Source organism: Archangium sp., from assembly GCF_036389735.1.
Classification (GTDB): domain Bacteria; phylum Myxococcota; class Myxococcia; order Myxococcales; family Myxococcaceae; genus Archangium.
In genome coordinates, this window is sequence record NZ_DASVWK010000045.1 from 1 (window position 1) to 7246 (window position 7246).

Consider the following 7246-nt stretch of genomic DNA (forward strand, 5'->3'; position numbering starts at 1 on the left):
CACGCCGTCCACCCGGCCGTTGAAGGACGGGCGCATCGTGAGCTGCGTGATGCCGTACGTGCGGCACATCGACCACACCGAGCACGACATCAAGTGCGTCGTCACCGAGCACGGCTACGCGCTCAACATGGACATCCGCTCACCCAAGCGGCGTGCCGTGGACATCATCGAGCGGTGCGCGCACCCGCACTTCCGCCCGCTGCTGCACGCCTACCTGGACATCGCGGGCGCGGGGGACGAGCCCCGGCCCACCGACCTCAAGGCCCTGGAGGGCTGGTGGCGGGATTACGATCAGGCCTGCCGCGCCTTCCCCAAGGGCGGATGAGCCTTCAGTCGGCGGCCTCCGCGGTGGGCAGCAACCCCGCGCGGTGCATCGCCTCGAGCGTCAGGTCGGCGAGCTTCTGGTAGCCCTCGGGGCTCGGGTGGAACCCGTCGGAGGAGAGCCAACTGGCGTGCTGGGGCAGCTCCTTCGAGGCGGGCACGAGGTCCACCACCAGGACGCGCTGGCCGTAGGGCCGGGCCGCGGCGGCGATGGCGGCATTCCACGCGCTCGCGGTCTCGCGGAGCTGTGCGCGCGCCTGCGGTGAGGCGTGGCCTGGGGCGAGGGCGGCGAGGTCCGGGACGTTGAGCAGCACCACCTGGGCCTCCGTCTCCCGCGTCAGCCGCTCGAGCGTGGCCTGGAGCGACTTCTGGTAGGTGGGCAGGGGCACGTGGCCGAGGGCGTCGTTCACCGAGAGCCACATCGTCACGAGCGTGGGCCGGAAGGCGATGGCGCGGGGCACCTCGACCTTCACCGCCTCCCCGAGGGTGATGCCACTGCGGGCGAAGCGCTCGTACACGGTATTCCCGGGCAGCGCCGCGTGGATGCGCGCGGTCCAGTTCTCCCGTGTGGGGGTGCGGCTCCCTACGCCCACCGTGTCGGAGGCGCCGAGGGCGGCGTAGCGGATGGGCGTGCGCAGGGCCACGGAGGAGTGGGGGGCCTCGGCACAGGCGGGGGTGGTCATCATCGGGCTCAGCCCGAGCGCGGTCGCCAGGGTGATCAGGGTAGGGGTTTTCATGGGCTTGGGAGGGGGGAGATAAGGCCGGCGCCGCCGCGATTCACGGCGGGGCCGAGGTCCGCCTGGGGGCCAGCCATGGGGGCGGCCAGGGCCGAAGGGCACCACCGATAGCTCAAGGGCCACATCAGCAGGAAGGCCAGTCCCACGAGCAGCGCGAGCGCGGAGAGCGCATCGAATACGGAGAGGCGCGGGCTCATTCCACCTTCTGGACCTGGAAGCCGAGGCGAGGGAAGTGCACCACGACCTCGCCCGCGCGCGCATCGACACGCCGCACCGCGAGCTCATTGGGCCGCGAGAGCACGAGCGCTCCCTCCACCGGATCGACGCCGTAGTCGGTCGCGGCCACGGTGACGCGCTCGCCCCGCGCGAGGCCGTGCAGGTCCAGGAACGCCTCACCCTCCGTGGACACCGGCGTGCTGGAGGCGGCGAGCGCGACGGCCTCGCCACTCTCCATCTTTTCGGAGGTGCCGTGTCCCAGGGCCTGGACGCGCTCCATCCAGGCCGTCAGGTGGGGGTACGACTCGAGGATGCCCGCGACCCCGGCCGCCTGCCGGATGTACCAGAGCGGATGGTAGACGGAGAAGTCGGCGAGGCTCGTGGCCTTCCCGAGGAGCCAGGGGCGGTCGTCCGCGAGCTGGGCTTCGAGCTGTTCGAGGTAGAGCCGCAGCGCCCCGATGGCTTCCGGCACGCGCATGCGGGGCGCGTTGGCGCGGAAGGCCGCGCGGTCCGCCATGAAGGCCTTGAGGTGCTCGGGCGGCAGGTTGCCGAAGATGCTCTGAAGGCCCGCCGGCTGGAAGCTGTAGGCGATCGCGGTCCAGAACAGGGTCGAGTCCGCCCACTGCGCCTGGATGCGCGCCAGGCCCGCTGACTCGGCCGGATACAGCGTCGGCGTTGGCGCGAGCCGCTCCAGCACGTCCGCGATCAGCGCCGTATCGCAGTAGATGTCCGCGCCAATCTGCAGGAGGGGCGTCTTGCGGTAGCCACCCGTCAGGGCGATCACGTCCGGCTTGGGCATGATCGCGGGAATGATGACGGAGGTCCATCGCAGGCCCTTGAAGCCGAGCAGGGTGCGGACCTTCTCGGAGAAGGGCGAGCGTGGGTAGTGGTGCAGGATGAGCTGGGACATGGTGACAGCGAGCCAGAGGTGTGTCCTGCGTGCAACAAGCTTGTGCTTCCCGGTGTAGCATCCGCGCCCCTCACCCCCGGAGGACTCGAATGGACCGCATCGTCAGAACCGCAGTCATGTCGTTGGGGTTGCTCATCGCCCTGACAGGAACCCCCGCCCGTGCCGATGGGCTCGGCACCATTCCCTATGGCGACAACTGCTGGGGCACTGGCACGGACGCCGACCGCGACGGGCTCAACGATGATTGCGAGTACCAGGTCGCCTACTGGTTCATGCCCCGCTTCTGGTTCGACAGTGGTGAGAGCGGCTATGGCCGGCGTCCCTACTACGCGGTGAAGAGCACCAGCTTCTCCACCCGCACGCTCCAGATCTTCTACATGGACACCTTCTTCGAGGACACCGGTGTCTCCACCGGGCACGACGGAGATCCCGAGTTCCAGATCCTCGAGATCCATTACTCCGGCGGCCGGTGGTACCTCGACTGGGCCTACCTGTCCGCCCATCGCAAGAGCAGCTGTGACTCGTCGGCCTGGTACTCCTCCTCCCAGCTCGAGTACGACACCGCCAGCGATTCCCGCAATGCCTATCGCGGCTGGCCCACGCTCTACGTCGCCGAGGACAAGCACGCCACCTACAACAACTTGAGCACCTGCGACAGCGGCTGCTTCGCCCAGGACTATTGCAGCCGTTATGCCTCTCAGCTCCTCGACACCACGGACAAGCTCGTCTCCCGCAACGTGGGCTCGACGACGGTGCAGTTGATCAACTCCGTCACCCTCAATGGCAAGACCGAGCGCCTGCTCGATGACGTGGAGTTCAAGGGCTGGGATGATCAGTGGTACCGGAACAACTCGCAAGGCTATCGCCGCCACCTGAACGACTTCGGGTTCTAGTGCTCTCGGAACGTTCAGGCTCCAGGACGCGAGCCTTCATGGGGCTCGCGGCCGCGACGGTACTGCTCGTGCTCGCCGTCGCGCTGTGGCTCCGGCGGGACGGCGTCGAGCCGTCTCCTCCCCGCGTCACCGAGAGCGGACCTCCCGCCGCGGTGGCGCGGCCTCACTCTCCGCTCGCTCCGCCGGCCCCAGCACCCGCCGCGCGTGTTCCCGTGCCCTCGGCCCCCTCGGTGGATGCGCTGTCCGCCGCCCTGCACGAGGAGCGGGTGTCGCTGGCGTCCAGTGTCCGGGTCGAGGGCATCGACATGGATCGGGCGTGGGTATGCGCGGGCGAAACCATCCACTTGTCCGCCCGAGTCGGCGGTGCGCCCGAGCCGGGCATGGTCTCCCGTTGGGTCTGGCCTGTCTCGGGAGGAGGCGCCGAGCTTCAGCCCGGCCCGACGCTCCAGTGGCGGGCGCCCATGGCGGCTGGCACGTACCGTGTGCGCTTCCAGGTCTGCACCGACCTCGGCGGGCGACGTGTCGGCGTGCTGGCCGAGCGCGAGGTGGAGATCGACGTCCGCGCGTGTGGTCGGGGCGAGCAACAGCGGCACGATCCGCTCCGCCTCGGCCTCACCCAGCGAGGGCAGGGGACCTTCTCGTTCCAGGCGGTGTACCAGGGCCCCGCGCGTGTCACGGTGTATGCGTGGGACTTCGGCGACGGCTCCACCACGACGACGACCGAGCCCACCGTCGAGCATACCTATTCGCTCCAGGGGCTCGGCGCCCAGGAGCTCAAGAGCTTCACCGTGCGCCTTCAAGCCCGCCTCGACCGGGGTGGGCCCCTGGAGGCCACCGTGTTCGCCCTCGCGCGCGGGCAGCCTCCCGCCGAGGCGCCCCCTCCCGTCGAGCTGCGCATCTCCCGCTGGCGTCCCAACTCCGACGGCGGCTGGCGCAGCGAGGTGGTGGTGCGGGCTCCGGAAAAGACAGACATCACCTGGGAGCGCCTCGAGCGCATCTCGGTGCACTGGGACGGTGAGGCGGACTTCGCCACGCGCGACTGGCGCGAGGTCATCCACGTAGAGGAGCACCTCGAGCACGGTGGCTTTCGCGGGTACGTGAAGGTGAGCCCCGCCGAGGCATCCACCGATATCAAACAGATTCTCGACTCGCTGTATGGACATGACGCCACCGGCAAGGAGGTGGTGGTGTCCTGGAGCCCCTTCAAACGCGAGGCTCCCGCGCAGTCCCCCGAGGCCCCGGCACCACCTCCCCTGAAGTAGTGGCCAATGGCAGACGCGTTCAATGCTGAACGTGTGCGGGGGAGGCCTGTCACGATCGGGAACCGTCAGACGTCCCATTAAAATGAATGATGCAGTCTCGTCAGTGTCTCACCCCGGGGGAAACCATGCGTCTCCATGTCGTGTCCGGAATGTCTGTCTGCGCGCTGTCCCTGTCGCTGTTGGTGGGTTGTCCGGCCAAGAACATTCCCGACCCCGCGCCGCCACCCGGTGGGTGCGCCAGTGCGGAGGACGTCGGGCCCCAGGTGCGCCAGGAGAAGTTCCTCACCGCCGCTCGGGCCGTGCGGGGTGAGTACATCGTCGTCCTCAGGGCGCCGGCTCCGGGCGAGAAGTCACTCGCGCCCGCGCTCGTCGCCGAGAGGCTCGTGGCGAAGTATGGCGGCCAGGTGTTCCTCACCTACGAGCATGCGCTGCGCGGTTTCGCCATCCGGATGACTCCGGAGCAGGCTCGTGCCCTCGCCGCCGCCCCCGAGGTGGAGTACGTCGAGGAGAACGGGGTGATGTCCATCAGCGAGAGCCAGTCCGAGGCCACCTGGGGCATCGACCGGCTCGACCAGCAGAACCTGCCGCTGAACCAGACCTACCTCTACAACGCCAGCGGCAAGGGCGTGCACGCCTACATCATCGACACCGGCATCCGCATCACGCACCGGGAATTCGCTGGACGCGCGGAGCACAGCTTCGATGCCTTCTCGGACGGGCAGAAGGGCAACGACTGCAACGGCCATGGCACGCACGTGGCCGCTACCGTGGGCGGCAACCTCTATGGCGTCGCCAAGGGCGTCCAGCTCCACGCGGTGCGCGTGCTCAACTGCGAGGGCTCCGGCTCGACCGCCGGGGTGATCGCCGGCGTGGACTGGGTGGCCAACAACCGGGTGGCCCCCGCGGTGGCCAACATGAGCCTGGGGGGCGGCAAGAGCGATGCGCTCGATGACGCGGTCCGCCGTGCCATCGCCGCGGGCGTTACCTTCGTGGTCGCGGCGGGCAACGAGAACCAGGACGCCTGCGTGCGCTCTCCGGCTCGCACCTCCGAGGCCATCACCGTGGGCGCCACTTCCAATAACGACCAGCGTGCCTCCTACTCCAACTGGGGTCGCTGCGTGGACGTCTTCGCCCCGGGCAGCGAGATCCTCTCGGCCTGGCCCACGGATGACGCCTCCACCCGCGTCCTCAATGGCACCTCGATGGCCACTCCGCACGTGGCGGGCGTCGCCGCGCTCTTCCTGGAGCGCAACGCCTCCGCCTCGCCCGCCGCGGTGACCTCCGCGCTCATCGACAACGCCACGCCGGGCAAGGTGGCCAAGGCCGGGACGTGCTCGCCCAACCGGCTGATGTTCTCCGGCTTCATTGGCGCTCCCACCCTGAAGCCCGTCGTCCAGACGGCCAGCGACAAGGCGGAGTAGCACCCCCCAGGGTGACTCGGTAGGGAAGGGGAGCTCGTCCGCTTGAGGCGGCTCCTCCTCCCGACCCGGAGGTCGCCGTTACGGGGTCTGCTGGGGCTGCGTGGCCTTCACCGCCGCGTGCACCTTCTCGCGCAGCGCCTGCTTGCGCTCCTTGAACTGCTGGCGCTGCTCCTCGGTGAGCTGTCCGCCGCTCGCCTGACGCTGGGCCTGCACGTCCGCGCGGAGCTGCCGGGCCTCGGCGAGGAACGTGTCCGCCTGGGCCTGGGTGAGGCGACCGTGCTCGACGGCGCGGTTCAGCCGGCGCTCCATGCGCTCCAGCTTCCGCAGCATCTTCCCTTCCTTGCGACCGTGCGCCTCCTTCGGGGCGGAGGTGGCCTCCTCGGCGAGCACGGGGGCGGCGAACAGCAGCGAGGCAACGGCGGCGGACAGGGCGAGCTTCAGGCGCATGATGGGGTCTCCTGGCAGAGGGGACGCCGGAGCCTTTCCGGCGTCTTCTGCTCGTTAGAACCCCGGAGCGGGCGGAAGGTTAAATCCGGCTCAAGCCCGCTTGCGCCGGGCCACGGGCTCGAAGGGCGCCGCGTCGATGCGCACCCCCACGTACGAGGGGAAGCGCGGCACGCCGTCGTTGGACAGCTCCTGGTAGCGGAAGGTGATGATGGTGCCCACCACGGGCGGATTCTCCCGCTCCTTGTCCGACAAGCCGGTGCCCACCGAGAAGCGGGTGCCGTCGCGCAGCTCCACCTCCAGCGCTCCCACCCGGCCCTTGTGCTTGCCCGCGCCCGCCGTATGCCCCACCACGCGCGCCTCGTCGTCCTTGAAGCTCTTCACCTTCAGCAGCGTGTGCGAGCGGCCTGACTCGTAGCGCGAGCCCGGCTGGCGCAGCATCAGCCCCTCGCCCCCGAGCCCCTCCACTCGCGCCAGCTCCCGGCGCAGGTGATCCACTCCGTGGCAGGGCTCGTGCGGCAGCCACTCGGCGTACGGCGGCGCCACGTCCTCCACGAACCGCTCGCAGTGGGCGATCCGCTCCTCGAAGGGGGCATCCATCCCCGGCGCGTCGAAGATGACGAAGGCCAGCTCCTTCCAGTCGTCGCTCCGGTCCTGCCGCCGCACGATGCTCACCGTGCGCTGGAACTTCTTGCGCCCGCCGAACAGCTCTCCGTCGAGGGGGTAGTCCGGCAGCTTCTCGGTGAACCAGTCGGGAGCGAAGAACGGGTTGCCCTGGCGCGAGAAGAACTGCTTGCCGTCCCAGTAGGCCCGCACGCCGTCGAGCTTCTCGCTCATCCACCAGCCCGTCAGGTCGACATCGTTCTCCCACGAGTGCGCCAGCAGCAGCGGCGGGGCGGTGACGGTGTCCGAGGTCGCCGGGGTGCTCGCGCTCGCCCGGGGCCGGACGTTGCGGGCTGGCTTCGCGGGCTCGCTGGCCTCCGAGGCACCCACGCGGGCGTCCTCCGCCGCATCCCCCCGGACCTTGCGCAGGTGCTTGCAC

9 protein-coding genes are annotated in these 7246 nt (G+C 69.6%); 4 read left to right on the forward strand and 5 right to left on the reverse strand.

What is annotated here, in order from left to right; genetic code table 11:
- The coding region (locus VF794_RS01535; RefSeq protein ID WP_331106998.1) for an acetyl-CoA hydrolase/transferase C-terminal domain-containing protein at window positions 1-325 on the forward strand (325 nt) is incomplete at its 5' end.
- A gap of 4 nt (window positions 326-329) precedes the next feature.
- Here VF794_RS01535 and VF794_RS01540 read toward each other — a convergent pair.
- Genes VF794_RS01540 through VF794_RS01550 form a run of 3 tightly spaced genes read right to left on the reverse strand, consistent with a single transcriptional unit; the run spans window position 330 to window position 2184 of the window.
- Window positions 330-1058 carry a GDSL-type esterase/lipase family protein gene (locus VF794_RS01540; RefSeq protein WP_331107000.1) on the reverse strand — a complete coding sequence of 243 codons (729 nt, stop codon included), beginning with the start codon at window positions 1056-1058 and terminating at the stop codon, window positions 330-332.
- On the reverse strand, window positions 1055-1255 hold the full coding sequence (locus tag VF794_RS01545; protein ID WP_331107002.1) for a hypothetical protein: 201 nt from the start codon (window positions 1253-1255) through the stop codon (window positions 1055-1057). The genes VF794_RS01540 and VF794_RS01545 overlap by 4 nt, the downstream gene beginning before the upstream one ends.
- Complete coding sequence (locus tag VF794_RS01550; RefSeq protein ID WP_331107003.1) at window positions 1252-2184, reverse strand: glutathione S-transferase family protein; 933 nt, start codon at window positions 2182-2184, stop codon at window positions 1252-1254. Before VF794_RS01550 ends, VF794_RS01545 begins: the two co-directional genes overlap by 4 nt.
- A 116-nt stretch (window positions 2185-2300) precedes the next feature.
- Here VF794_RS01550 and VF794_RS01555 point away from each other — a divergent pair, with 116 nt between their 5' ends.
- The 3 genes from VF794_RS01555 to VF794_RS01565 all read left to right on the forward strand — a co-directional run bounded on the left by VF794_RS01555 (window position 2301) and on the right by VF794_RS01565 (window position 5760).
- Window positions 2301-3077 (forward strand): hypothetical protein, encoded by a 777-nt coding sequence (locus VF794_RS01555; protein WP_331107005.1) that lies wholly within the window; start codon window positions 2301-2303, stop codon window positions 3075-3077.
- 38 nt (window positions 3078-3115) lie between these two features.
- Window positions 3116-4339 (forward strand): PKD domain-containing protein, encoded by a 1224-nt coding sequence (locus VF794_RS01560; RefSeq protein WP_331107007.1) that lies wholly within the window; start codon window positions 3116-3118, stop codon window positions 4337-4339.
- A 125-nt stretch (window positions 4340-4464) separates the two neighbouring features.
- A complete protein-coding gene (locus VF794_RS01565) occupies window positions 4465-5760 on the forward strand; it encodes a S8 family peptidase (RefSeq protein ID WP_331107009.1) in 1296 nt (431 codons plus the stop codon).
- 78 nt (window positions 5761-5838) lie between these two features.
- Here VF794_RS01565 and VF794_RS01570 read toward each other — a convergent pair whose 3' ends face one another.
- Together VF794_RS01570 and VF794_RS01575 are read right to left on the reverse strand one after the other, a co-directional pair.
- Window positions 5839-6207, reverse strand: coding sequence for a hypothetical protein (locus VF794_RS01570; protein ID WP_331107011.1), 369 nt, complete (start codon window positions 6205-6207; stop codon window positions 5839-5841).
- A gap of 90 nt (window positions 6208-6297) precedes the next feature.
- Window positions 6298-7246 (reverse strand): DNA ligase (locus VF794_RS01575; protein WP_331107013.1); only part of this gene is annotated, 949 nt, incomplete at its 5' end.